Genomic DNA, 24,678 nt, shown 5'->3' on the forward strand with positions numbered 1-24,678 from the left:
CGGCGCGGGGCGGACGCGGACGGAGCGGGCGAGCCCGCGCCGGCCACCCGGGACCCTCTATTACTCCTTGTGCCGCCGGCCCGGCCCGGACCGCAGGTCCCTGCCGCGCCGGTGCAGGTCTTCCAGGGCGTTCAGCAGGATCGTCTGCTGGTGCCACTCCAGCCACCGGCCCGCCTGCGCGGCCATCCCGTCCATGGCGGTGGCCTGCACCCGTGTGAGGTCTCGTCGCGGCTGCGGGAGGTGCAGGGAGAACACTCCGACGGCACGGCCGGCGGGCGAGAGCATCGGCACGCTGTGTGTGGTGCGGCTGCCGACCGCCAGGATCATCTCGCGGGCCGGTTCGCTGACCGCCGGATCGGTGGCGACGTCCGAGACGACGCGGACCCGGCGCCGGGCGGCGAGGGAGCAGGACGTGCCCTCCTCGACCACGGCGAAGAAGTCGAGGAACTCCTCGCTGAGCCCACGGTGGTGCTCCATCTGGAGACCGACCGCGGGCTCCATCGTCTGCAGATCACCCATGGGCGCCTCGGTGAACGCCAGCGCCTGGTGCAGCACCTGCTTCAGGACGGTGCTGCGGTTGACCTTGTCCGGCCGGTGACCGGGCAGGAACTTCAGCGGGGGAGGCGTCCGGCCGGACCGGCCGGGAAACCACAGGCCCCGCTCGTCGTCGGGGCGGGGGACGGAGACCACGGCGGACGCGAGGTTGCGCAGTTTCAGGTTGTGCTGCTGCGAACAGCGCTTCATCAGCTCGAACGCGGCCTCCGCGTCCGGCAGCCGGTAGCGCTCCTGGAGCAGGCCCTGGGCGTGGGAGATCAGCGGATGCGCGCGCAATTTGCCCCGCAGGTCCCGTACTTCCCGGCGGAGCCGGTCGATCTCCCGCGACTCACCGTTCTGCGTACCGTCGGCGTCCGTCGGTACGGCGGCCGGGTCGGGGCCGTGCGCCGCTGACGGTGGATCCACTGGTTCTTGCATGGCGACACTCTCCCTGATAGGGCCGTTCCCAGGGCGCCGCGAGCAGTCAGCGGCCGGCTGCTCGGGCGGCACCTCGACCTCTGTGAACCTAACCCATCCACCGGTGGCGGCCTGCGGGAAGCGGACATTCCGGGCGCCTTGTGGCAGGGCTCACTCAGGGTGCGACGGGCTTCAGTCGACCAGTTCGCCGGACGCCATCAGCCGCGTCAGCTCGGTCCGGGAGCGGACGCCCAGTTTCCGGTAGACGCGGGTGAGGTGCGCCTCGACCGTCTTGCGGGAGACGAAGAGGGAGACCGCCGCCTCGGTGTTGTTCAGGCCGCGGGCCACCGCGCGGGCCACCTGGAACTCCTGGGGCGTCAGCAGCTCCCACACGCCGTCCGGCGCGGCCGGTGCCGTCGGCGGGGCGCCGGTGGCCGCCAGCTCCCCGGCGGCCCGCCGCGCCCACGGCACCGCGCCCAGGCTCTCGAAGCGCGCCAGCGCCGAGGCGAGCGGGGCCCGGGCGGCGGCGGGGTGGCGGTAGCGGCGCAGCAGTTCCGCCTCGCACAGCAGCGTACGGGCCTGCTCGAACGGCTCCCGGATGCGCTCGTGCGCCGCGAGCGCGGCGGCGAACGCGGTCCGCGCGGCCTCGTACGACGCGGCCAGCAGGCCCCGGCAGCGGGCGGCGGCGGCCTCCGCGGCCGCCAGCCCGGTGGCCCGCGCCCGCTCCTCCAGCCAGTCCGCGACCTCCCCGGCGCGGGCGGTGTTGCCCGTCCGCAATTGCGCCTCGACGAGATCGGCGGCGCACGGCACGACCAACGGGTTGCCCACCCCCTGCGCCGTGACCAGCGCGAAGCTCTGCTCCAGTTGGTCGGCGGCGGCGCAGTGGTCACCCTGGGCGAGGGCGGCCAGCCCCAGCGCGGCGGTCAGATGCCGCTCCAGGCAGCCGATGCCGTACCCGCCGATCTCCCGCCGGGCCCGGCCGACCTGCTCCTCGCACCGCACCCGGTCGCCGCGCAGCGCGTCCAGCCGGGCCAGACAGGCCAGGCTGTAGCCGACGCAGGAGATCTGGCCCAGCTCCTCCGACCAGTGCAGGGCCTCGGTGGCGTCGCCGTACCCGGCGTTCCAGTGGCCGACCCGGGCCTCCAGATCGCTGCGTACGGCCAGGGTGAACGGCAGGACGCCGGGCGCGCTGTGCCGGCGGGCCGACTCCACGGCGGAGTTGAGCAGCCGGCGGCTGCGGTCCCGGTCCTCGACCCAGTTCCACGCCTGCCCGGCCAGCGCGTACAACTGCTGGTTGCGTACGGGGTCGCCGGTGCAGTGCCCGTCGGCGGCGCCCAGCATGGCCACGCCCCGGCCGATCTGCCCGGAGACCGCCAGCGCCGAACCGAGCAGGGCCATGCTCAGCCAGCGGTCCGGCCCCGACTCGGAGGCCAGGCGGAACGAATCCTCGGCGGTCCGCACGGCGGCGGCCACCCGGCCGTCCATGCTGGCGGGCACCACCGCCTCGGCGAGCAGGACGCATGCCCGTACGGCATCGGTGCGGCGGATGGCGCGCGCGGCCTCGGCGAGGAGTTCGTAGGCGCGCGCGGGCTCGCCGTTCCAGGTGTGGATACGCCCCAGCAGCAGCTCGATGTCGGCGCGTACGAAGGGCTCCGTCGTCGTACGCAGCGCTTCCTCGCACCACTGGGAACTGGACGCCGAGCCGCCCAGGAAGGCGTCGGACGCGGCGCGGTGCAGCAGGTCCGCGCGCGCCACGCGGTCCTCGGTCAGCTCCGCGGCCCGCCGCCAGGCCAGCGCGGACTCCTCGAACGCGCTGCGTCTGCGGGCCTCTTCCGCCGCCTCCGCCAGGGCGGCGGCGGCCGGTGCGTCCGGGCCGGTGGCGGCCGCCGCCCGGTACCACGCGTGCAGCGGACCGCGGCTGACCTGCGCGAGGGCGCCGAACGCGGCGAGCCGGTGGGCCAGCGGCGCCCGTCCGAGCACCAGCGGGCGCAGGACGGGATGCCGGAAGTCCAGCCCGTCACCGGTCGACGTCACCAGGCCGTCCTCCTCGGCCGGGCACAGGGCCGACAGCGACAGACCGAGCACCCCGAGCGCCTCGCACAGCCCGGCCAGCGCGGTCGACCGGTGCGCGGCCAGTACGGTGAGGGCCTGCCGGGTGGCCTCGGGAAGCGCGTTGATCCGCGCCGACCAGGCACGCTCCAGGTGCCGCCCCAGGGACGGCGGGTTCTGCATCGGCTCCTCGCCGCGCGCCTGCTCCGGGGTGAGGGAGCGGGCGGCCTCCAGCAGGGCCAGCGGATTGCCGCCACTGATCTTCACCAGGTCCGCCTCCACCGTCGGCGCCGTCACCACGCCCGACCGTCGCAGCAACTGCCCGCACTCGTTCCGCGACAGCCCGGTGACCTCGACGGACGGCAGGCTGTGCGGCGCGCCCGGCTCGCCGGGCTCCTCGCGCGAGGTGAACGCGAGCGCCACCCGCTCGCCCGCCACCCGCCGCGCGACGAACAGCAGCACCCGCTGGGAGGACGGGTCGACCCACTGCAGATCGTCCACGAGCACCGCCACCGGCTTCTTCTCGCCGAGCGCGGCCAGCACGTTCAGCGCGCCCATGCAGGCCGCGTACGGATTGGCCAGCGGCTCTCCCGACAGGGCGAGGCAGGACTCCAGCGCCGCGCGCTGCACCCCGGGGAGTTCCCTGAATTCCGCACCGAACGGGAGCAACAGGTCGGCCAGCGCCGCGAACGGCAGGACCGTCTCCGACTCGATGCCCCGCGCCCACAGGGCGGCCTCCCCGGCCTGCTCGGCGGCGTACTCCAGCAGTGCCGTCTTGCCCACCCCGGGCTCACCCCACAACAGCAGCGCCGCGCCCCCGTCCGCCCCGGCGGCCAGGAGATCGTCGATCAGACGGCGTTCGCGCCCGCGGCCCACCAGGCCCGGCCCCGCCGGGCGGGAGAGCGGGGACCAGCCGGAAGTCCGTCGCCTGCCGTCCATGTCGCCCCCCGGGCGCTCGCAGGTGCCCTGTGCGGCCCGTACTCCGGCCCCGGGACCATCATGCCTTCCGGGGGAGCGCCCCTGAAGGGCCTCGCACATTCTGCGGGCACATGTGGGGACCTCCCCGAAGCGCCGGAGCCGCACGAGGAGTTGAGTGGCAGCACGCGCGGACACGGAGAACACGGGGGGCGCGTCATGACAGGCTCCGCAGGGCCCGTTCCTCGGCTGGACGCGGTCGAGCTCAAGGCCACGTTCTCCGGCGCGCGGGCGGAGGTGGCCGCCAAGGCTCTGGCACCGGACGACGGGGGCGTCTGGTGCCAGGTCTTCTTCTGCGAAGGACCCCGGCACCGCCATCCGGGCGAACTGCCGCTGCTGGAGGCCGGCGTGATCCTGCGCCTGCGGTCCCGCCAGGGGAAGAAGGGCGACACCACGGCCAAACTCCGGCCCTGCCGCCGGGCCCGGGTCCCCGCCCACTGGCTCGACTTCCACCGGCACGGTGACGACGAACTCCGCCTGGAGAGCGACTGGGCGGGCGAGCGCCAGGTCCTCGCGGCCTCCCTCACCCGCACCCGGGACCGCCAGGACATCGACGCGGTGACCTCCGGGCACCACCCGCTGCACACCGCCTTCTCCACCGCCCAGGAACGCTTCCTCGCCGACTGCGCCGACCTCGCCGTCGACTTCCGGGAGCTGACCGTGTACGGGCCGGTGCGCGCCCAGCGCTGGCACGACGTCCGCCGCCGGCACCACGAACTGACCGTCGAACGCTGGTCGGTGACTCCGCGCACCGGACCACCGCTGGACTGGCTGGAAGTCTCCGAGCGGGTGGAGCCGGAGGGCTCCGAGGTCGTCCGGGCGTCCCTGCTGGCCCTGCTGCGGCAGTTGGGGCTGGAGCCGGACCTCGACCACGAGAGCAAGACCCGGCGCGTCCTGGAGGCGCTGACCAGAGACGCGTGACGGCATGCGGGGGAGGTGGGCAGCATGGGGGGAGTGCCGTTGCACCGGGCCGGCGCCAAGGCGCGCCCGTCACACCCACCCCACGCCCCCGGTCTTCCCCCGGGCCCCGCCGGGCAGGCCACCGCGCTGGCCTTCAGCGGCGACGGCCGCTGGCCGGCCACGGGTGGCGGCGACCGGATCCAGGTGTGCGACGCCGACGGCCGGATCCGCGCGTGGTCCTGGCATGACCGAAACCACCCGCACCACCGCAACCACCGACAGCCCCCACGGGCCGCCCACCGACTGGACAAGGAGGCCGTCATGGCCTATCCGCCAGGCCCGCCCGGCGAGGACTGGGGCGGCCACGCCCCCTGGACCGGACAGTCCCAGCCACCGCCCACCGGGCCCCCGCATCCGCCCCAGCAGCCGCAGTACGGCCCTGGGTACCAGCAGTACGCCAGGCCGCCCCAGACCTACCTGATCCCGGCGATCCTGGTGACGCTCTTCTGCTTCCTGCCCACCGGTGTCGCCGCCATCGTCTTCGCCACCCAGGTCAACGCCAAGGCCGGCGCCGGTGACTGGGCCGGTGCCGAGGCGGCGTCGGGCAAGGCGAAGCTGTGGACGTTCATCAGTCTCGGGATCGGCCTCTTGGCCGGCCTCCTCATCATCCTGACCAACGCCGCGGGCGGCGGCTACTGAACGGGCCCGCGCCGCGCCCGGCCTCCTCTGCCCGGCTGCGGCACCTTTTCGCGGGGCGGACAGCGGCAGACAGGTGATATCCCGCGCGCCCGGTGCGCCCGCCCGGGAGATGCGGGCAGCTTCCTGGTGTCCGGACCACCAGCGAGGTGCAGGAGTTCCATGACGACGACGGCCGACGACGCGGCGAGGGAGCAGAGCCCGCTCCCGGCGGGGCCGACGGGCATCAGTTTCGCCCGCCCCCCGTCCGACGGTACGGAGGAAGCGGCTCGGAGCGCGGTGCTGCGGGCCACGGACCACCTGCTGGCCCGGCAGCACACCGGGGGCTGGTGGGAGGAGAACTTCGGCACGGACGTGAGCTACGACGCCCACGACCTGTTCCTCCGGCACCTGCTGGGCGTCCTGGACGAGCGGGTGGCCGTCGCGAGCGGCCGGTGGATCCGGTCGCAGCGGAGCGCGGACGGCTCCTGGCCGCTCGTCTTCGACGGCGCCGGCCACCTCGGGACCACCGTCCAGGCGTACGTGGCGCTCCGGCTCGCCGGGCACCGTCCGGACGAGGAGCACATGCTCCGGAGCGCGGCACGGGTACGCGAGCTGGGCGGGGTCGCGGCCGCCCCGCTGGAGGCCCGTATGTGGCTCGCCATGCTGGGCCTGTGGAGCTGGGACGACCTGCCCGAGGTCCCGCCGGAGATCATCGCCCTGCCCAAGTGGGCACCGCTGAACATCTATTCCTTCGGCTTCGTGATGCGCCAGGCGCTCGTCTCCCTCAGCATCATCAGCGCGCACCGGTTCGTACGGCCGGTCCCCTTCGGCATCGACGAGCTCTTCGCCACGTCCGACGGCACCGACGCCGCGCTCCGTACGCCGGCCCCGGTCTTCGGCTGGGAGGGCGTCTTCCGGCGTGCGAACACCGCGTTGCGCGCCTATCGCAGAGTCACGCCCCGCCCGGTGCGCAGGACCGCGACGCGCGCGGGGGCCCGCTGGCTGCTCGAACGGCAGGAGGCGGACGGCAGCTTCGGGGCGTGCACCCCCATCACCACCTGGGTGGTCATCGCCCTGTATCTGCAGGGGTACTCCACGGATCACCCGGTGCTCCAGGCCGCCTTCGGCTTCCTGGACGACTGCGCCTCCTGGCCCGCGGACGGTGTACGGAAACTGCAGACCGTGCACAGTCCGGTCTGGGACACCTGCCTGTCGATCACGGCACTGCGCGACGCCGGCCTGCCCGCCAGCCACCCCGCGCTGGTCAAGGCCGCGGACTGGCTGCTGACCCGGCAGACCGACCGGCCCGGCGACTGGGCCGTACGGCGGCCCCGCCTCGCTCCCGGAGGGTGGTCCTTCCAGTTCCACAACCAGAACTACCCCGACCTCGACGACACCTCCGAGGTGGTCCTCGCACTGCTCCGCGTCGACCACCCCGAACCGGCACACGTCGACGGGGCCGTGCGCAGGGCGGCGCGGTGGTGCCTGGGCATGCAGAGCGCGAACGGGGGATGGGGGGCCTTCGACGCCGACAACACCAGCTCCCTGCCCAGCAAGCTCCCCTTCTTCGACTTCGGCGAGTACTGCGCCGACCAGCCGACCGCCGATGTCACGGCCCACGTGGTGGAGATGCTGGCGGCCCTCGGCATGGAGCGCGACCCCGCCACCCGGCGCGCCGTGCGCCGGCTGCTCGGGCAGCAGGAGGACAGCGGCGCGTGGTCCGGCCGCTGGGGAGTCAACCACGTCTACGGCACCGGCAGCGTGCTGCAGGCCCTCGCCGCCGCCGGGACGCCCGGTGACCATCCCGCCGTCCGGCGTGCGGTCGGCTGGCTGACGTCGGTGCAGAACGAGGACGGCGGGTGGGGTGAGGACTGGGAGTCGTACGCCGATCCGGAGCGCCTCGGCCGTGGTCCCTCCACCCCGTCGCAGACCGCCTGGGCGCTGCTGGGGCTGCTCGCCGCGGGGGAACACGACAGCGACGCGGTGCGCGCCGGGGTGCGCCGGCTGACCGACCGGCAGACGGACGCCGGGACCTGGGAGGAACCGCAGTTCACCGGCGTACTCGTCCCCCGGGCCGTGGCCTGTCGCTACGGGTACTACCGGCACGTCTTCCCCCTCATGGCCCTGGCCCGTTACGCCCACCGGCCCGGCCCGGAGGACGACAGGGCCTAACGGGACCGCCGCAGGGAGGTCCGCACGGCCGCCTCCGGCGGACCGGCCGCGGTCACCGGTGCGGGAACCCCGGTGGCCGCGGCGCCCACCGCGCAGTGGGAGCGCGTGCGGACGTGGAAGACGAACAGGGCCGCGGCGCTGGTCGCGGCGGCCCAGGCGAGCGAGAGCAGGCTGTGCGACCAGGGGGTGCCGGAGGTGAACGCGGCGGCCAGCGTCAACTGGTTCGCGCCGTACAGGGGTAGCACTTCGAGGCCGGACAGGTCGACCACGGTGAAGACCGGGTTCTGCAGGCCGGTGTCGACCAGGCTGAGCATGATGACGAGGAAGAATCCCTCCAGCTCACCCCGGACCAGCGACCCCAGCAGCAGACCGATGCCGCCGTACGCGAGACCGGCGCCGAACAGGCCGAGCGCCAGCGGGCCCAACTGCCGTACGGACACCGAGGCCCCCAGCACGGCCACGGTGTACAGGGCCAGGAGAGCGGCGATGAGGGCGACGGCGGTGACCTTCGCCAGCAGCATGGGGACGCGGGGGTAGCCGGCCAGCAGCAGCCGGCGGTCCATCTCCCCGGCCTTGAACGTCTCCATGAACGTCACGAAGCCGGTGACCAGGGTGACGGCGGCGAGCGCGTTGACGACCTGGCTGACGTGGCTCGCCTGCGAGACGGCCTGGGTGCCGAGGGAACCCAGGGAAAAACGTACCTCCCGGTCCGAGGCGCACAGGCGGGCCACGGCGATCCACGCGGGAATGAAGGCGACCGCCAGGAGCAGGGCCATGCGGTTGCGCAACTGGCCGAGGAGCGTGCAGTGCAGCATCTCGGCGAACGCCGCCGGGTACGGCCTCATCGGGCGGTCTCCTCGGTCTCCAGGCGGCCCTGGCGCAGTTGGCGGACCGCGTCGAAGTGGTGCAGGTCGTGCAGCAGGTGCGAGACCACGACGATCGATCGGCCCGCGTCGCGCAGACGGGCCGCCAGCGCCCAGAAGCGCTGGTGGGTGTCCCAGTCGAAGCCCTGGTAGGGCTCGTCCAGCACCAGCAACTGCGGGTCGTGCATCAGGGCGATCAGCAGGTTCAGCTTCTGCCGCGTCCCTCCGCTGAGCTCCCCGGTCCGCCGCCGCCCGCAGCCGGCGAATCCCAGGACGTCCATCAGCTCGTGGGCCCGCGCCAGCGACGGCAGCCGGTAGGCTACCTGGAACAGCCGCAGATGCTGCAGGACGGTGAACGAGTCGTTCAGCACGGCCTGCTGCGGGCAGTACCCCACCGCCCCGGCGCGTATCACCGTGCCCCGGTCGGGTGTCAACTGCCCCACCGCGATGCGCAGCAGCGTGCTCTTGCCCGCGCCGTTCTCGCCGACCACACCGACCAGCGCCCCGGGCGGTACGTCGAGGTCGGCGCCGCGCAGGACCTGCCTGCGGCCGTACGCCTTCCAGACGCCCTCGATACGCAGCCGTGACTGCCGTTGCGTGACCTCTGACGGCACATGGGCCCTTTCGTCAGCGAAGTGTGTAGATGGAGGCGGCGAGGGCGAAGGTGTACCACTGCTCCACCAGGCGGTAGCTGCGCTGATCGTGCTCCGGGCCGCGCAGGAGCAGCACCCGGACCGCCAGCAGCAGGCTCAGGCCGCACAGGAAGACATCGGTGGCGACGGCCCACCAGTGCGGTCCGGCGGGTGCCATCAGGAAGTGGTGGATGAACACGGGGCCGACGGCGAAACCGGCGCACAGGAAGATCCGGGTGGGCAGTTCGCCGAAGACCAGCGGCATGGTGGAGCGGCGGACCGCGCGGTCGCCGTGCAGGTCCCGCAGGTCCTGGACGGACATCAGGAAGGTCACGGTGATCGTCAGTGTCACGATCCAGCGCCAGGCGTCCGGTGTGAGAACGGTGACGATCTCCCACGCGGCCATCAACTGGGCGATGACCCCGATCCCGGCGTACAGGTTCCTGCCCAGCCAGTGGCGGCCCCAACCGTACTCGTGCTGGAGCAGGGAGAGGATCTGCCACATCAGCGCCCACTTCAGCACGCCCAGGCAGTAGCCGTACACGGGGAAGGCGATCCGGACGGCGACCAGGCGCAGCCGGGCGCCCCGGACGGTGCTCTCCCCGGTGACCAGCGGCCGGAAGGGTTTGTTGAGGCGGTCCTCCTCGACGCCGACCAGTTGGTTGGCCAGGGTGTGTTCGTAGATGAACAGCCAGAAGTACACCGCCCCCAGGCCCGCGGCGACCGCGGCCTCGCCCAGCGGCAGCCGCGCGTGGACGGTGGCCGCCACGACGAAGCAGGTGGCGGGGAAGACCGTGGTCCAGCGGTCGACGCGGATGAACAGCCAGCTCAGGCGGATCTCCCGCCAGACGGTCTGCGCCACCGTCGTGGAGGCGCTCGTCGTCGGGGTCGTCATGGGGCGGCTCCGTACTGGTCGGGCAGCGGGTCCCGGTCCGCTCGGCTCGCGGTGCCGTCGGCGGACGCGGCCGCCGCGCTCATGCCGTGCGGTGGACGGCCGCCTCCGCGACGGCCCTGAGCGTGCGCACCGCGCTGTCCGTGAAGGGCGCCCCGTCCAGGACGTCCAGCGCCTGCCGGTACCGCTCCTCGATCATCCGCTCGACGTCGGCCCGGGCCCCGGTGCTCGTGAGGATCTCGCGGACCTCCGCGGCGCCCGGGTCGTCCAGCTCGGGGTCGCCGATCAGCGCGCGCAGCCGGTCGGCCTGCGCGGGAGCGGCGGCCCGCAGCGCGCGGACGACGAGGCTGGTGCACTTGCCCTCACGCAGGTCGTCCAGGTGCGACTTGCCCATCCGGTCCGGGTCGCCGAACACCCCGAGCACGTCGTCCCGGAGCTGGAACGCCTCGCCGAGGGGCACACCGTAGGCGCTGCAGGCGTCCAGGACCCGCTGGTCCGCGCCCGCGAGGGCGGCACCGACCTGCAAGGGCCGTTCGATGGTGTACTTGGCCGTCTTGTAGCGGACGACGGTCAGCGCCGTCTCCATGCTCACGTCGAGATCGCCGGTGGTCAGCAGGTCCAGGTGCTGACCGGCGATCAGTTCGGCGCGCGCGAGGTCGACGACGCGCAGGACGGCGACGCGGTGGGCGTCCGGCATGACCGTGGTGTGCAGCAGTTCGTCGGACCAGACGAGGGCGAGGTCGCCCACCAGGATGGCGCCGCTGGTGCCGAAACGGTCCGCCATCTCCGGCAGGGGATGCCGGTCGGCCAGTTGCCGGTGGACCGAGGGGCGTCCGCGACGGCTGTCGGCCGCGTCCATGATGTCGTCGTGCACGAGGGCGCAGGCGTGCGCCAATTCGATGGAGGCGGCCAGTCTGACGGCCTGCGCGGGGTCTCCCTCGCCGCCCGCGGCACGCCATCCGGCCACGCACAGCAGCGGGCGGACCCGCTTGCCCCCGTCGATGAAGTCGCGCAGCAGGAGGACGAGCGCCGATTGACCGGGTACCTCGGAGGTCTGCGCTCTTTCCGTCAGGAACGAACACAGCAGGTCGTCGATGGCGGCGCGGGGGGCGAAGAACTCGGACTCGACCGGAAGCGTCTCAGTACGCATCGGAAAGGGGCGTCCCCGCTCCGAGAGCCGGCTCGGGCGTGTGCCCGACGAGGTGCGGACCGCGGCCGGCCGGGCCGTCGGGCCGCCGGCCCCCCGGAACCGCGGAGCTGTGGTGAGCACGGCCCGACTGGGCCGATGCCGGCGAGGTCTGGGCCGGCCGAACGCGCTTTTTGTTCATTCATCCAATCCTTCGGTCAACTTCTGCCCGTGCTTCCGAACGAAGGGTGGGCCTAGTTGATGTACACCGAAGTCCGAGGAAAACATGCCGATACAGGAGTTTTTTACCTATTTGTAGTAAGCGAGTCGGGCGGAGGGAGGGGGCACGCCGCCGCACCGAGACCCTCGCCCAGCGCGGCGATCGCTTCGGGGGCGTGGCCCGCGGCGCGGAGCGGGGCCCGGACGTCGCGTTCCAGGTCGGGGAGGTAGCCGAGGAGCACGTCGGCCGGACCATGGATACGGACCCCGGAGACCGCGGCCGCGGGCAGCAGAAGCGTCTCGGCCGGGCCGAGGGTCTCCCGTGCCGCCCCGCAGGTCACCTCCGTCGCGGCACCGATGTTGCTGAGCACCACGCACGTGTCGAACGCCGGCACGGCGTCCCCCGGCGCCCGCACCCGCCAGTTCTCCAGCGCGAAGTACGGCCCGGCGCAGAGCATCCGGCGCTCCACCCCGCCCTCCGTCGGCAGTCGCAGCCCGCCGTGGAAGTCCGGCCGGTGCTCCGGCTTCCACTCGCACAGCAGTGCCTCGACATTGGCCCGCCACTGCGCGTCGTCGATCGGCGCGCCGTCCTCCATCCGGTGGCGCATCGCGTGCTGTTGCAGGTCGGAGGTCTGCTCGATCTCGTAGACGAGGGTGTCGGGGCCAAAGCTGTGCGGGGTGCCGCCCGGGACGTACAGGGTCTGGCCCGCGCGTACGGGCAGGCGCCGCAGGACCGCGTCGAAGTCCTGGTCGAGCAGCGCCTGCCGCAGCCGCCCGTGGTCCACGCCCGGCCGTACGCCGGCCAGAGCCGTGCTGCCGGGCGGCGCGTACAGGATGTGCCAGGCTTCCGTCTTGCCGTTCGGCTCGCCCTCCCGCTCACGGGCCGCCGTGTCGTCCGGGTGGAGATGGACCGGCAGCGGCCGGTGCGCGTCGATGAACTTCGTCAGCAGCGGGAACCGGGGGCCGCGCCAGCCGCGCCCGACCAGTTCGTCGGGGTGGCTCAGGGCCAGCTCCCGCAGGGTGTGACCGGCCAGCGCGCCGTTCAGGACGTGCGAGTGTTCTCCCTCGACATCACTGACCTCCCACGTCTCCGCCACCGGCCCGGCGGGCAGCCCGGTCCGGCCGAGCCGTTCGGGAACGGCCCGGCCGCCGAAGACGTGCTGCTTGACCGGTGTGGTCAGCCGCATCGGATACCAGTTCATCGTTCGAGTACACCCCTGCTTTCCACGCGTCCGGATTCATTACGCCGACCACTGGCGCGCCCCGGAGCGGGTGCCCTGCGCGGACCGGCCGAATCCCGTACCGGAATCCCCATACCGCCCCGGCCGACGCGAAGATTTTGGCTCGTTCGCCATCGGGCTGTTTACCGGCCGGGCCTACGGGCACGCGACTGACTGTCAAGGAAACGGCTCGACCGAAAAGGAGCGCGACCATGACCGCCGAGAAGAAGACTTCCACGAAGGCCGAGCGCGCCAAGGGCGCGGTGAAGGAGAACGTCGGCCGTGCGGTAGGCAATGAACGCATGACGGCGGAAGGCCGCGCGGAACGCGCCAAGGGCGACATACGCGAGGCGGGCGAGAAGGCCAAGGACGCCTTCAAGAGGTGACGTTCCCGGTGTGACGTGCCCCTTCCAGGCGCAGCGCCCTGACGTGACCCTTTGTGCCCCCTGCGCAGACTTCTGCGCGACCCTCTGAAGCACGTAAGCGGTGACGCGCGTACACCTCAGAGTTCCGGGCGGTGGCTCGGCGGAATTCCCGCCGGACCATCGCCCGGACTATTTTCCGGGACCGGTCCCGGGATCTTTTCACGGAACTCAGCGGGTGTGGACGACCCGCTGAGTTTCATACATATACATCGTGACCGCCATTGCCACTACGCCCCGGCGTCCTGCGGATACCAGCGCAGTTCGACCGTGTTGCCGTCCGGGTCCAGGACGTACACGGACTGCGCGTCGCCCCGGGCGCCGTACCGCCGGCCGGGGCCGTCCACGACCGTGAACACGCCCGAGTCGATGACCTGCTGCCAGTCCAGCGGCTCGACGACCAGGCAGATGTGGTCGACGTTGGACTCGCCGCGCTCCCCTTCGACGAGGTCGATGATGGTCGTCGGGCTCACGCGGACGGAGGGGAACGGAACCTTGCCCGCGCGCCACTCCTCGACGCGTACCGGTTCGAGCCCGAGCGGGCCGCAGTAGAAGCCGAGGGCGCGTTCGGCGTCCGCGACGTTGAGGACGAGGTGGTCGAAGGCGATGACGCGCATGGGGTTCGTCCGTCTCCTGGAGAGCGAAGGGGCTCGTACGGTGCGGTCCGCCGCTGGTCGGCGGGCCGTTGTGGACGATAGCGGGCGCGCCCGGCCGTGTGATCGGCCGTTGGGCCTGCGTCCGAAGTCCCGGTCGGCTGCGGCTGGAGACCCGGCCGGTGAGAGCGGACCGGCGGCGCCGTGGAGCCAGACCGACAGGGACGTTGCGGGCCTGGCCGCAGGGATGACCGCGCCCGCAGCGGCGGCCGACGGGCCCGACCGCACGCCTGCGTACGCGCCTCAGCCGGCGCCGCCGTCGTCCACGCGCAGCCGTACCAGCTCGTCCAGGCGCTCCAGACTGCGGTCCAGCTCGTCGGTGACCGCGTCGGCGCCGGGGTCGTGCTGCTCGTCGAAGAAGGACAGATGGACCGTCACCTCGCTGGCGCCGCTGCCGATGCCGGCGACCTGGAGCCAGCCGGCGTAGCTGCCGCTGTCCCTGGTGCCCCACTCCAGCCGCATCTGGTCCCGCTCGGCGCGGAAGAGTCCGGCCTCGTCCTCGCCCGTACGGTCCTCGTGCACCGTCACGGCCGGCAGGTCCGCCGCCTCCACGTGCAGTCCCTGCGGCAGCCAACTGTCGAGTTGTCCCACGACACTGGCCTGGTCGAACACATGCTCAGGCGGTGCGGGCATCGTACGGGAACGCTCGTATTCGCTCATGCCAAACCCATCGTCGTCGCCGGCCTTCCGTCCCCCTCCGTAAGCGTCTGCCCGCGGAAGGCGGGGAAGGCCCCACAACCACCCGTTCGCTGTGACCGGGTCCGTCCTTCAGCCTCACCGGCGCCGGCCGCGGCTACGGCGGCAACAGGCAAGCGCGGTGTCCGTCCCGGGAAAGACAGGGCGGTCCCGGACCGGTTGACTTCCGGCCACCGACCCACCCGACCGGACGGAACGCGGAGCACACCATGCCCGAGCAGCCAGGCGGCGAGTTCTGGAAGAACCTCCAGCCGATCAAGGACTCCTTCAAGCCGGACGCCCTGCCCGAGGTGTACATCCCGGACGCGGCCACCGACGACGACCGCTACTACGCCCCCTTCACCGAGACCGTCGGCTCCCGCCCGCTGTGGATCAACGTCAAGGACAACACCTGGTCCGACATCCTGTGCGCCAGGGAGGCGGGGCTGGTCAACCGGCACTACCACCCGCACGAGGTGTTCGCCTACACGATCTCCGGCAAGTGGGGCTACCTGGAGCGGCCCTGGACCGCGACGGCCGGGGACTTCGTGTACGAGGCGCCGGGCGAGGGCCACACCCTCGTCGCGTACGAGAGCGACGCGCCCATGAAGACGCTGTTCATCGTCAAGGGGCCGCTCGTCTGGCTCGACGAGAACGGCGAGCCGACCGGCTACTTCGACGTGCACGACTACATCGCGATGTGCCGCGCCCACTACGAGCGGGTGGGCCTCGGCGCCGACTACGTCGACGGCCTGTTCCGCTGAGCGGACGCCGCCCCTCCCGAGCCGTGTCCGGGCACGGTGCCCGGGAGTAGGCTGCGCCTCCCGGCCCGGCCCCGACCGGCCGGAGCCGCGCCAACGGACACTCGCTCACGGCAAGGAGGCGGAGTTGCCCGGACATCCCGCCGCCCGCTACACCCGTATGTCGACCCGGTCCGTCGCCCCGGCGGACCGGGTGGACCTGTGGGAGGACTACAACCGGCAGGCCCTGGTCGGCCTGCGCTGCTCCCCGCACTCCGAGGACGGCCTGCTGGCCACCCAGACCAACACCGGGCTCGGCAGCCTGCGGCTCGCCGACATCGCGGGCAACGAGCACGTCGTCGAACGCAGCCCGCAGACCTGCCGGACGTCCCCCAAGGACTCGGTCTTCGCCTCACTGCTCGTCTCCGGCCAGGCGGTCTTCCTGCACAGCGGCGGCTGCTTCACCCTCGGCGCGGGCGACCTGGTCCTCTACGACACCCGCCGCTCGTACCTGCTCGGCTTCCCCACCACGATGCGCCAGCTCCTCATGGACATCCCCCGCGAGGTGTTCACCGAGCGGTGCCTGCCCGGCGGAGTGCCCGTACCGCTGGTCTTCAGCAGCGGTACGGCGGCCGAGGCGCCGCTCCTGCGCCGCCTCGAAGCCGTACTGGCCGCCCGTTTCGGCCGCCAGGACCCCGGTGACCCGGTGGCGGCCGAGCGCCGCGTGCTGGAGCTGGTGCACTGCCTGGCCGTACGCGGCGGCCTGGACGGCACGGACCGGGGCGTCCGGCTGCTGCTCGCCCGGGACCACATCGACCGGCACCTCGCCGATCCCCGGCTGTGCGCCGCGCACGTGGCGGCCGCGCTCGGCATCTCCACGCGCCAGTTGAGCCGGGACTTCCGGCAGGCCGGCCTGAGTCCGTCCCGCCACATCCTCGAACGCCGCCTGGAACGGGCCCGGCAGCAGCTCCGCGACCCGGCGTCGGCCCGGCTGACGGTCGCGGACATCGCCCACCGCTGGGGATTCGCCAGCCAGCCGCACTTCACCCGGGTCTTCCGCGAGCACTTCGGCCGGACACCGGGCGAACTCCGCCCGCAGCGCCGGGGCCGGGGCGACGGGCGAGAGGGAGCCCTCCGCGCGGGGAGCTGAGTGCGCGGAGGGCAGCGGGCCCGTACGGGGTCAGGTGTACGCGATCAGACGTACGGGGTCAGTCGTCCGACAGCGGGACGTTGTAGACGACGCGGCCGTTCAGCTCGGGGTGGGGGCGTACGTACTTGCGGTACGGGGACTCGTTGGAGACCCAGAGCTGTTCGGTGGCGGGCCAGTACGACAGGTTCTCGGCCGCCGCCGGGGTACGGCTCCACACGCGCACGGCACCGCCGGAGTCGCCCCGGTACAGGCAGTAGGGCTCACCGAACACCCGGCGGGCGTCCGGGCACATGGCGGTGAAGTAGAACCGTTCGTCCTGCTGGACGACGCCCTGCGGGCCCGCCAGCGGGACCCGGTACCCGGCACCGGCCCGCACCAGGCCGCGCTCGTCGGAGCGCAGGAGGTGGGACGACGGGCTCAGCGGCCAGCGCACCACACGGGAGGTCGGCGAGCTGGTCTCGACGGTCACCAGCGACGGCGCCAACGACGAACTGTGGTCGATGGAGGCGCCGCTGAAGCACGGCGTCTCGCTCGGCCTGCTCCCGCACCCGTTGCGGCCGATGAAGGAGTACTGCCCGACCTGCGGCAGCGCCGCCGCCTGCCAGTTGGCGCTCACCGAGCCGCGGCGCACCCCCACGCGCCCGGAGGACGTGGTGGTGGCCCACAGGTGGCGTACGTCGAAGACGCGCAGCCGCTCGCTGCTGTAGAGGAAGAGGTAGGGGCCGTACCAGGAGAGGGTGTCGCCGTGGCCCTTCAGGGCGGTGAATCCGCTCTGGCCGTGCGGGGCGACGAGCAGGGCACTGCGGTACCGCGGCCGTCCTCGGTCGGTGACGTCCGTGAAGGACACCTTCATGAAGTGGTCGACCTGCTTGGCGCCGCGCCAGGGCCGGTTCGCGGGGTTGCGCGGGGCGCTGGGGTGGTCGTAGCTGGACGCCCAGCTCGCGGCGACGATGCTGCGGCCCTGCCAGCGGCCCGAGCGCGGCTCGGCCTCACCGGACCCGGTGAGCCCCTGCGGAACGTACGCCCAGCCCAGGTCGTCCCCCGACCCGCGCTGCCAGCAGAAGCCGTCGGCGCCGGACAGCGGCACCTTGGTGGGGCAGCGCGACAGGTGCACCGCCGCCTGGGAGCGGGAGTTCAGCCAGGACGTGAGGGCAGCCGGGCGGAGCTGACGGTGGCGCCGTTCGAGCGCCAGCACGCGCCCGCGGTCCGAGCCGTCGTACCGGAGCTGGAAGCCCTGGTGGCCGATGGGGGTGATGACGCCCCTGGACCTGCCGCCGGGCATGGCCCGCTGCGGGACCTGCTCGTGCTGGAAGGCCCGCTGCTCGCCCTCGTGGGAGAAGCGCGACGAGTCCGCGGCGGCCGGCGGCGGCTCCTGGGACGTCGCCGCCGGGGCGCCGACCGTGAGGGCGGCCGCCAACGACCCTACGGCGGCCACCAGGGCTGTACACCGAGAAAACTTCAATTCTACCAGCCACTCTTTCCGCAATTCCGTCCCCGGACCGCACGCACGGCGGCGCGAAGGCGCGGCACGGTGCGGATGCGGGGCGGGGGGAGGTGGTTGCAGCGTCATGGGGCTCCCCGAATGGCAGCTCCCTGATCACGGCAGAAAGGATTCCACTGATGGGGCGCCTTGGTGGAGTAGGTCGGCGTCAACAGGCGCGTACTTCACCCGTACGAGGTAGGGGTGGCGAGGACGGTGCTGGTGCTGAAACGTTTTCGTCGGAAAATAGGATGAGCTTTTGAAAAGGTAATGGGAGCGCTCGGCATTCTCCGGCGCGCTGTTGTTCCCCCGCATATCCGGGCTGGGTACGCCGCCGGAATGCGCCGCCGCCCCGCGGGCATTCCACGGGGCGGCGCGTACGGTGCTATCCGGCCGCTCCGGCGCACGCGGGGTGCCCCCACCCGTCCGGATTCTTCGCGATCGTCTCGCCCTTGCCGTACGCCTGTCCGCACCGGCACTGGCCGGGGAACCGCGCCTTGACGGAACCGCCCCGCGGCCGCGGGCTCTTGCCCGCCCGCGCGGACGGGACACGGGCGGCCGACGGCTGCCGGGACCGCCCGCCGGACGCCGCGCCGGCCGGTTCCGGCGCGGGGAGCGCGGAGCCGAGGGCGCTGCTGATGGCCTGCTGGGTACGCGCGGTCTCGCTGGCCGCGCCGTCCGCCGCCGCGTTCAGCGGGTCGCCGTCGACCTGGTGGGCCGGTACGTAGACGAACTCCACCGACCGCCCGGTGAGCAGCTCGTCGATGCCGACGATCAGGTCACGGTTGGCCACCGGCTTGCCCGCCGCGGTCTTCCAGCCCTTCTTCCGCCAGCCCGGCAGCCAGGTGGTGACCGCCTTCATCGCGTACTGCGAGTCCATCCGCACCTGGAGCGGTACGGCGGGGTCGGTGGCCGCCAACAGCTCCCGCAGCGCGGTCAGTTCCGCCACGTTGTTGGTCGCGGTTCCCAGCGGGCCGGCCGCCCAGCGCTCCACCGTTCCCGCGCCGTCCCCGACGACCCATGCCCAGGCCGCGGGCCCGGGGTTCCCTTTCGACGCCCCGTCGCACGCGGCTGTGATCTGTTCTGCCATCCCTCGATACTGCCAGCCTTCGCGGCCCGCGCTGACCACCGGCCCGTCGGGCACCCGGAGCCCCGGTGGGCAGACGGCCGGGCGCCTGCCCACCGGGGCCGTACCGGCTCAGCAGGTGGGGCGCTGCGCGTGGGCCGGGTCGAGGGCGTTCTGGACGAGGCGGGTCGCCGTCCGGTCGTAGGTGATGTTGATGTGGGCGGTGGTGTTGACGAGACAGTGGCTCTGGATCGTCTGGTTGCTGACGTTGCGCGCCGGGGCCAGGAACGCCGAGGTGTACGGGGTCACCACCTCGTCGTACCAGGTGGCGATCACGGTGTAGTCGACGGCCGGATCGGTCTCGCCGCCCGCGTTCAGCTCCTTCAGGAAGCGCGAGCCGACGATCTGCTGCTCGCAGGCGGGACAGGCCGCGCCGACGACGGCGTCCGCGCCGGGGACCAGGCGGGCCAGCAGGCCGAGGCCGAGCAGCAAGGTGCCGTGGTTGGACGGGACGAGGGCCACCAGGCGGCCGACCTTCGCCGCCCCGCCCAGGTTCTTGATGTAGTGCCGCGGCATCATGCCGCCCTGCGAGTGCCCGACGATGTCGACCTTGTCCGCGCCGGTCGCCGCCCGCACCCGGTCGACGAACGCGGCGAGCTGCCCCGCCGAGGCGGCGATGTCGCCGGTGGCCAGGACCGGGCCCTGGGACCCGCCGTAGTTGAGGGCGAAGACGCAGTACCCGTCGTCCTTGAGCTTGGGGGAGAGGGCGGCCCAGTTGGCGTACCGGTTCTCGAAGGTGCCGTGGACGAGGACGACCGGGCGGGGGTGCGCCGGGCCCGGCTTGCACGTCCAGTCGTTGGCGCCGGTGGGGAGGACGGTCGGGCGGGTCGTGGAGTAGAGGAAGGCGGACAGGAAGTTGCCTTGCGGCGGGCCGATGGGGTCGGCGGTCGTGGAGGTGCCCGGGGCGGCGGTCCCGGACGCGGCGGGCGCGGCTCGGCCTGCCGGAGCTTGAGCGGTCGGTGTGGTCGGCGCGGACGGCGCGGCCCGGCCGCCCGGTGCCTCGGCCGTCGTCCGTGCCGTCGCGGGTGCCGCGGTCGCGCCGGCCAGTAGCAGGCCGGCCGCCACCGCGAGCCCGGTCAGCGCGGCGGTCGGCCGTCTCCGGTGTCTTGCGCGCATGGTCCCGTTGCTGCGCATCAGTTGTTCTCCTCATGCCGTGGTTCGGTACGGGCGCCACAAGGGCGGACGCCACGGCGCCGGACCTGCGTACCGGGGCCACGTGGTGCGTGCGGGCGGCTCCGAGAAGCTACCGGCGCGTAACGTCGGGACCACGTTCGCGCCGTACGGCCCGCGGCACCAGGGAAAACGGCGAGGAGAGGGGAAAGGTGTCACCTGCGTGACACTTCCGTACATCGCCGGGTCAGCCGCCGCAGCGCGCATACAGCGGTCCGGCGGCGGTACGGCGCGCGACCGCCTGCACGAGGCTGGACCGGCGGGGCCGGGAGGGGGCACGATCCCGGCCCGGGGACATGCGTGTCCCGCCGCCCACGTCCGGAGGAGGCCCGCGATGCTCAGTCCGCCGGGTGACACGTTCGCGCGCGGCCCCTGGCACGAACTGCCCGCGGCGTTCGGCGCGTTGCTGCGGCCCCGGATCGACGCCATCGCCTCCGGGATGGTCGAGGCCATCCGCCAGGAGGTGCCCGCCTACCGGCGCCCGCTCGACTCCTCCGTGGGCCGGGACCTGGTCGCTTCGGTGTGCCGCGCGATGCGCCAGTTCGCGGAGCTGACGGAGGCCCCGGAGAGCGCACAGGACCACCATGTACGGCATTTCCGCCGTCTGGGGCGCGTGGAGTTCCTCAACGGGCGCACCACGGACGGGCTCCAGGCCGCCTTCCGGGTCGGCGCGCGGGTGGGCGGCCGCCGGTACGCCGAGATCGCCCGTACGGCCTCGCTGCCCGCCGAGATCGTCCTGCCGCTGCACGAAGCCGTACTGACCCACATCAACGCCCTGTCCAACGAGGCGGTCAAGGGTTTCGTCGCCGCCCAGGCCCACGCGGAGGACGAGGTGCAGCGCAGCCGGCGGGCCCTGGCGCAGGCGCTGCTGGAACAGCCGCACGGCGCGGCCCGCGAACCGCTCGAACCCCTGGCGGCGCGGGCCCGCTGGCCGCTGCCCGCCCAGGTCGCCTGCCTCGTCGTCCGCGGTGCGGCGGGCAGCCGCCGCACCGTGCCGTGGCCGGACGCGCTGGTGCTGCCGCGCGGCGCCGACCTCGTGGCGGTCCTCCCGGAGCCGGCCGGCGGCGGCCCCGCCGGGACCGCGGACGTACGCGCCGCGGTCCGCGGGCGCACCGCGGCGCTCGGACCGGCCGTCGCGCCGCACGACGCCTGGGTGTCCCTCGTCTGCGTACGGCTCGCGCTCAACCACCACCGGGACACGGGAGCGCCGGACGGCGAGTTCCTGGTCGTCGGCGACCGGCTGGCCGACGTCCACCTGCTCGGCGGCGCGCCCATCGGGCGCCTGCTGGGGGACCGGACGCTGGGTGTCCTCGACGGGCTGCCCGCGGGCCGGGCGGCACGGCTGGCGGAGACGCTCGAAGCGCTCCTGATGTCCTGGGGCCGTACCGCCCCCGAGGTCGCCCGGGCCCTCGGCATCCACCCGCAGACGGCACGCAAGCGCCTGCGCCACTTGGACGTGCTCTTCGACGGCCGGCTCGCCGACCCCGGATTCCGCTTCGAGGCGCTGCTGGCGCTGCGCACCCGGGCGCTACGGGGCTGAGCCGTGCGGGCCGTGCGGACGGGACGGCCCGGCGCTCACTCCTTCAGCGGGTCGTGGCCGATGTCCATCAGGCCGTGGCGCCAGTCCGCGCCGCCGGCCTTCGGGTCCGTACCTTCCGGGTGCTGGCTGCCGACGATCTCCACGACGCGCCGCATCGCCTCGGCGTCGCTCTCGGTGAGGTCCGTGCGGCGCTTGCCCAGGATCTCCAGCACCTGCCGTCCCAGGGGCCGCCCGGCCCGGTCGGGCACCTCCTCGCTGTTCTCGCCCGCGGCCTCGACGCTCAGCCATTCCCGCAGCTCACGCGAGGTCATGTTGACGGCCTTGTGGAACTCGTCCCACAGCCCGTCGTCGATCTGCGCTGTCATGGACGCCTCCTGGAGATCGTTTCGAACGTACGCACACTGGGTGTCCGGTGGCCCGCCCGGACAAACCCGCCGCTCACCCGCGCAGCCCCACCAGCACCGGCCGGTGGTCGCTGCCGAGGCGGTCCGGGAGCACGGTGGCCCCGGTGGCGTGCAGCCCGCGGACCAGGACGTGGTCGATGCGGACCAGCGGGAACGCCGCGGGCCAGGTGAAACCGGGGCCCCGCCCGGCGTCGCGCTGGGCCGAGGCGAGCTGCCGGGCCAGCGGCGCCAGGCCCCGGTCGCGCAGACTGCCGTTGAGGTCGCCCAGCAGCACCACGCGCGCGGCCCGGTCCGCGCCGATCCGGGACGCCAGCTCGGCCGCGCTGCGGTCCCGCGCCTCTATGGTGAAGCCCGCGTCGGCACGGACCCGTACCGACGGCAGGCGAACGGCGTAGAAGGCGGTGTCGCCTCCGGGGGTGCGGACCAGGGCCCGTATGGCGTGCGGCCAGGCGCCGCCCAGGTCCAGGGGCGCCACCTCACTCACCGGGTAACGCGACCACAGACCCAGGGTGTTCGCCGTGGTGTGGTGGGGGTAGGCCGCGCCGAGCGCCTTCTCGTACGCGGGCAGGGCGGACGCCGGGACCTTCTCCAGCGCCACCACGTCGGCGCCCGTGCCGGTCACCTGCCGGGCGATGTCGGCCGGGGAGGTGCGGTCGCCGCCGACGTTGTACGTCAGGACGTGGAAGTCGGCCCGCGCGCCGTCCCCGCCCGGAAGGTAGCCCGGCAGGAACTGACAGGCCCACACCACCGCGGGCACCAGCGCCGCGGCCACCCCGGCCACGGAGCGCCGCAGCGCCGCCCACCCGAGCAGGACCGGGACCGCGGCGCCGAACCAGGGCAGCGCGGTCTCGACCAGGCTGCCCAGGTGGCCCGGCGTGTTGGGCAGCAGGCCGGGGAAGGCCAGCAGGGCGGCGAGGAGCAGGGCCGGTACGGCCGTGAGGAGGCCGGGCCGCCGGTCCTCGGTGGCGCCTCGGGCTGGCCCCCGCCCGTTCACCAACGCCGTCCGTCCGTACGGCGCGAGAGGCAGCGCCGGCCCGCGACGGCGAACCCGACCGCGGTGCAGCCGGCCCCCAGGAGCCCCGCGCAGATCAGCCGGGTGGCGGTCGGCGGCGACAGGGCGACGGCGGTCACCACCACCGCCGGGAGGACGGCCACGGCGAACAGGGCGCGGAGGCCCTCCGCGACGCCGGTGGGGTGTCCGGACGAGCCGGGTGCGGTCTTGCGCTGGGGCTGATGCATGGTGCTTCTCCTCGGGTACGGGCCGGAGGTCTTCTCGGGCGCCCGGGTGGCCAGGCGTCTAGGCGGCGTTCGCGGGACGGTGCTCGGCGGGCAGCAGCAGGACGCGGTCGTCGGCGTCGTACTCGTACAGCTCGGCGTAGCGGCCCCAGGTGACGGCCGTGGCCAGTTGCCGGCGCGCGGCGTGCTCGGGGACGTGGCCGCAGAGCCGGCCGACCAGGTACGGCTCGCGCAGCCGCCCGCTCGCCGAGGCCAGCAGGAGGGTGCGGATGGTGGCGATGAGCGGGACGTTGGCGAGGGCGGCGGCCGCGAACAGGTGCTTGCGGGGAAGGATGTCGGCGCGCGCGAAGCCGCGGCCGGTCACCGTGAGGTGCAGCCGGTTGGCGGTGAGCTTGGCGTAGCCGAGCAACTGCGCCGCCTCGACCAGCGGCATCAGGTCGTCGACCGCGTACGACAGCGCGTCGGCCAGCGCCGCCAGGTCCATCGAACCGCCTCGGGTGTCCAGGAACTCCAGCAGACCGGTCAGGGCCTCCACAGAGACGTCCGGCAGCGGCCCGGCGGCACGCAGCGGGTCCTGGGCGACCGCGGCGTCGGGCGCCGCCGCGGTGCGCTGGCCGGTCAGCGCCTCGTACGCGTCCTCGACCAGCGCCTCGAAGCCGGGGTCGCGGCGGTCGCGGGGGCGCGGGAGGGCGACGCGCAGCTCGGTCTTGACCCGGCCCGGATCGGTGTCGAGCACGAGAATCCGATCGGCGAGCTGGACGGCCTCCTCGATGGAGTGGGTGACCAGCAGGGCGGTGCGGGTGGGGGAGTCGGGGTGGGCGAGCAGGTCCAGCAGCTCGTTGCGGAGGGTCTGCGCGGTCAGGACGTCCAGGGCCGAGAACGGCTCGTCCATCAGCAGCACGTCCGGCTCGACGACCAGGGCGCGGGCGAAGCCGACCCGCTGCCGCATCCCGCCGGACAGCTCCTTGGGGTAGGCGTTCTCGAAGCCGTCCAGGCCGACCATGTCGATGGCGCGCAGCGCCCGGCCCCGCCGTTCGACGGCGTGCACGCCTCGGGCCTGGAGGCCGAGTTCGACGTTCTGCTGCACCGTCAGCCACGGCATCAGGGCGAAGGACTGGAACAGCATCGCCGTACCCGGGTTGGGGCCGGTGACCGGCTTCCCTCGGTAGTGGACGGTGCCGCCGGAGGGCGCGAGCAGGCCGGCGACGTGGCGCAGCAGCGTCGACTTGCCCGAGCCGGATTTGCCGAGCAGGGCGATGACCTCGCCCTCGTACAGGTCGAAGGTCACGTCGTCGAGGACCGGCAGGACGCCGCCGGAGGGGGCGGGGAAGGTCTTGCGGAGGTCGCGGACGCTGATGACGGAGGTGTTCATGGTGGTGCTCCGAGGTGGTGTGAAGTGGTGAGG

At 73.4% G+C, this 24,678-nt stretch carries 23 protein-coding genes; 7 read left to right on the forward strand and 16 right to left on the reverse strand.

Annotation, left to right across the window (positions count from 1 at the left end; all coding sequences use genetic code 11):
• Window positions 1–60: 60 nt before the first annotated feature.
• Both EJG53_RS38555 and EJG53_RS38560 read right to left on the reverse strand, forming a co-directional pair.
• Complete coding sequence (locus tag EJG53_RS38555; protein ID WP_125048773.1) at window positions 61–972, reverse strand: ANTAR domain-containing protein; 912 nt, start codon at window positions 970–972, stop codon at window positions 61–63.
• A gap of 171 nt (window positions 973–1,143) precedes the next feature.
• Complete coding sequence (locus EJG53_RS38560) at window positions 1,144–3,939, reverse strand: helix-turn-helix transcriptional regulator (protein WP_125048774.1); 2,796 nt, start codon at window positions 3,937–3,939, stop codon at window positions 1,144–1,146.
• Window positions 3,940–4,134: 195 nt separating this feature from the next.
• Between EJG53_RS38560 and EJG53_RS38565 the strand changes: the two genes are divergently transcribed.
• From EJG53_RS38565 to shc, 3 genes are all read left to right on the forward strand, one after another.
• Complete coding sequence (locus tag EJG53_RS38565) at window positions 4,135–4,896, forward strand: hypothetical protein (protein ID WP_125048775.1); 762 nt, start codon at window positions 4,135–4,137, stop codon at window positions 4,894–4,896.
• Between the two features lie 24 nt (window positions 4,897–4,920).
• Entirely contained in the window at window positions 4,921–5,574 is a 654-nt protein-coding gene (locus tag EJG53_RS41860; protein ID WP_218041947.1) for a CD225/dispanin family protein, read from the forward strand.
• 159 nt (window positions 5,575–5,733) lie between these two features.
• Window positions 5,734–7,725 (forward strand): squalene--hopene cyclase, encoded by a 1,992-nt coding sequence (shc, locus tag EJG53_RS38575; protein ID WP_125048776.1) that lies wholly within the window; start codon window positions 5,734–5,736, stop codon window positions 7,723–7,725.
• Here the strand turns inward: shc and EJG53_RS38580 are convergent.
• From EJG53_RS38580 to EJG53_RS38600, 5 genes are all read right to left on the reverse strand, one after another.
• The gene (locus tag EJG53_RS38580; RefSeq protein ID WP_125048777.1) at window positions 7,722–8,570 is read right to left on the reverse strand and encodes a hypothetical protein; all 849 of its coding nucleotides are present in this window, start codon (window positions 8,568–8,570) and stop codon (window positions 7,722–7,724) included. The two genes, shc and EJG53_RS38580, sit on opposite strands and share 4 nt — an antisense overlap.
• A complete protein-coding gene (locus EJG53_RS38585; protein ID WP_125048778.1) occupies window positions 8,567–9,202 on the reverse strand; it encodes an ABC transporter ATP-binding protein in 636 nt (211 codons plus the stop codon). Before EJG53_RS38585 ends, EJG53_RS38580 begins: the two co-directional genes overlap by 4 nt.
• Window positions 9,203–9,215: 13 nt before the next feature.
• Window positions 9,216–10,115 carry a UbiA family prenyltransferase gene (locus EJG53_RS38590; protein ID WP_125048779.1) on the reverse strand — a complete coding sequence of 300 codons (900 nt, stop codon included), beginning with the start codon at window positions 10,113–10,115 and terminating at the stop codon, window positions 9,216–9,218.
• Window positions 10,116–10,194: 79 nt separating this feature from the next.
• Entirely contained in the window at window positions 10,195–11,262 is a 1,068-nt protein-coding gene (locus tag EJG53_RS38595) for a polyprenyl synthetase family protein (RefSeq protein WP_125048780.1), read from the reverse strand.
• Window positions 11,263–11,543: 281 nt separating this feature from the next.
• Window positions 11,544–12,659, reverse strand: a complete 1,116-nt coding sequence (locus EJG53_RS38600; protein ID WP_125048781.1) for a type I phosphomannose isomerase catalytic subunit — start codon at window positions 12,657–12,659, stop codon at window positions 11,544–11,546.
• Between the two features lie 230 nt (window positions 12,660–12,889).
• On the opposite strand from EJG53_RS38600, the gene EJG53_RS38605 reads away from it, so the two are divergent.
• Window positions 12,890–13,063 (forward strand): CsbD family protein, encoded by a 174-nt coding sequence (locus tag EJG53_RS38605; protein ID WP_031000187.1) that lies wholly within the window; start codon window positions 12,890–12,892, stop codon window positions 13,061–13,063.
• A 266-nt stretch (window positions 13,064–13,329) separates the two neighbouring features.
• On the opposite strand, the gene EJG53_RS38610 is transcribed toward EJG53_RS38605, so the two are convergent.
• Window positions 13,330–13,716, reverse strand: coding sequence for a VOC family protein (locus tag EJG53_RS38610; RefSeq protein ID WP_125048782.1), 387 nt, complete (start codon window positions 13,714–13,716; stop codon window positions 13,330–13,332).
• A 279-nt stretch (window positions 13,717–13,995) separates the two neighbouring features.
• Window positions 13,996–14,412, reverse strand: a complete 417-nt coding sequence (locus tag EJG53_RS38615) for an SRPBCC family protein (RefSeq protein ID WP_125048783.1) — start codon at window positions 14,410–14,412, stop codon at window positions 13,996–13,998.
• Window positions 14,413–14,657: 245 nt separating this feature from the next.
• Between EJG53_RS38615 and EJG53_RS38620 the strand changes: the two genes are divergently transcribed.
• Complete coding sequence (locus EJG53_RS38620) at window positions 14,658–15,191, forward strand: 2,4'-dihydroxyacetophenone dioxygenase family protein (RefSeq protein ID WP_125048784.1); 534 nt, start codon at window positions 14,658–14,660, stop codon at window positions 15,189–15,191.
• 124 nt (window positions 15,192–15,315) lie between these two features.
• Window positions 15,316–16,317, forward strand: a complete 1,002-nt coding sequence (locus EJG53_RS38625; protein ID WP_125048785.1) for a helix-turn-helix domain-containing protein — start codon at window positions 15,316–15,318, stop codon at window positions 16,315–16,317.
• A gap of 58 nt (window positions 16,318–16,375) precedes the next feature.
• Here EJG53_RS38625 and EJG53_RS38630 read toward each other — a convergent pair whose 3' ends face one another.
• The 3 genes from EJG53_RS38630 to EJG53_RS38640 form a co-directional block, all read right to left on the reverse strand.
• Window positions 16,376–17,752, reverse strand: a complete 1,377-nt coding sequence (locus tag EJG53_RS38630; protein ID WP_125048786.1) for a hypothetical protein — start codon at window positions 17,750–17,752, stop codon at window positions 16,376–16,378.
• A 430-nt stretch (window positions 17,753–18,182) separates the two neighbouring features.
• Window positions 18,183–18,887: a ribonuclease H family protein gene (locus tag EJG53_RS38635; RefSeq protein WP_125048787.1), complete on the reverse strand. Its 705-nt coding sequence runs from the start codon at window positions 18,885–18,887 to the stop codon at window positions 18,183–18,185.
• A 108-nt stretch (window positions 18,888–18,995) separates the two neighbouring features.
• Window positions 18,996–20,057, reverse strand: a complete 1,062-nt coding sequence (locus tag EJG53_RS38640) for an esterase/lipase family protein (protein ID WP_125048788.1) — start codon at window positions 20,055–20,057, stop codon at window positions 18,996–18,998.
• A 370-nt stretch (window positions 20,058–20,427) separates the two neighbouring features.
• Here EJG53_RS38640 and EJG53_RS43505 point away from each other — a divergent pair, with 370 nt between their 5' ends.
• A complete protein-coding gene (locus EJG53_RS43505) occupies window positions 20,428–21,633 on the forward strand; it encodes a helix-turn-helix domain-containing protein (RefSeq protein WP_125048789.1) in 1,206 nt (401 codons plus the stop codon).
• A gap of 35 nt (window positions 21,634–21,668) precedes the next feature.
• Here EJG53_RS43505 and EJG53_RS38650 read toward each other — a convergent pair whose 3' ends face one another.
• From EJG53_RS38650 to EJG53_RS38665, 4 genes are all read right to left on the reverse strand, one after another.
• Window positions 21,669–21,998 (reverse strand): DUF3140 domain-containing protein, encoded by a 330-nt coding sequence (locus EJG53_RS38650; RefSeq protein WP_125048790.1) that lies wholly within the window; start codon window positions 21,996–21,998, stop codon window positions 21,669–21,671.
• Window positions 21,999–22,071: 73 nt separating this feature from the next.
• Entirely contained in the window at window positions 22,072–23,031 is a 960-nt protein-coding gene (locus EJG53_RS38655) for an endonuclease/exonuclease/phosphatase family protein (protein ID WP_167515238.1), read from the reverse strand.
• Window positions 23,028–23,276: a hypothetical protein gene (locus tag EJG53_RS38660; RefSeq protein ID WP_125048792.1), complete on the reverse strand. Its 249-nt coding sequence runs from the start codon at window positions 23,274–23,276 to the stop codon at window positions 23,028–23,030. Before EJG53_RS38660 ends, EJG53_RS38655 begins: the two co-directional genes overlap by 4 nt.
• Before the next feature lie 58 nt (window positions 23,277–23,334).
• Complete coding sequence (locus EJG53_RS38665; RefSeq protein ID WP_125048793.1) at window positions 23,335–24,645, reverse strand: ABC transporter ATP-binding protein; 1,311 nt, start codon at window positions 24,643–24,645, stop codon at window positions 23,335–23,337.
• Window positions 24,646–24,678 lie beyond the last annotated feature (33 nt).

The sequence above is a fragment of the Streptomyces chrestomyceticus JCM 4735 genome (assembly GCF_003865135.1).
Classification (GTDB): domain Bacteria; phylum Actinomycetota; class Actinomycetes; order Streptomycetales; family Streptomycetaceae; genus Streptomyces; species Streptomyces chrestomyceticus.